The sequence below is a fragment of the Bradyrhizobium sp. Unk1 genome (genome assembly GCF_059512345.1).
Map to the genome: position 1 here is coordinate 1 of NZ_JCAMOP010000210.1, position 637 is coordinate 637.

Below are 637 nucleotides of genomic sequence, written 5' to 3' on the forward strand. Positions count from 1 at the left end.
GTCGTCCGTGAAGAAGGCGGGAGAGCGCTGATTTAAGCGATCTTTTGGGCAGGGACAGTTTCGGTGAACGCCCGGATAATGGCACGCAAGAGTTCTGCGAGCCACCGCAGGAGCAGGCCGAAGTTGTAGCCGGCGGCGGCGAGGACGGCGTTGACGCGGTCGCCGACGCGGCCTTTGAGATAGTTGCGGTCCATGCGGTGCTCGGCCTTGACGTGGCCGATGACGGGCTCGACAGCCGCGCGACGCTTCATCTCGCGACGGATGGGAGCTGTGACGCGGCGGACCTGACCCGAGATCCAGACCCTGAACCGATGCGGGTGGTTGTGACCGCGATATCCTTTGTCGACGTGGATACGGCGAGCCTCCACCCCGGTGAGCTTCTCCATGTCGGCGATTACGGGACCGAGCGTGTGCCCATCGAAGGGATTGCCATGCAGCGCCTTGGCATGGATCACGAACTGGCCACCCTTCGGAGACGTCACAGGGGTGGCGATGCTGACCTTGCAGCCGAACTCGTAGGGCGCGCGGGCTTTACCCTTGCCGATGCACTCAACCTCCGGAGCATGTAACGCATAGACCTTCGGACCGCGCTGATGCTGATCCTGGCTGCGCACCTGCTGCGCTAAACCGAGCAACG

1 protein-coding gene is annotated in these 637 nt (G+C 63.4%); it reads right to left on the bottom strand.

Annotation, left to right across the window (positions count from 1 at the left end; all coding sequences use genetic code 11):
• Positions 1-32: 32 nt before the first annotated feature.
• On the bottom strand, positions 33-637 hold a 605-nt coding region (locus AC5ZFO_RS48180), incomplete at its 5' end, for a transposase (protein ID WP_496124292.1).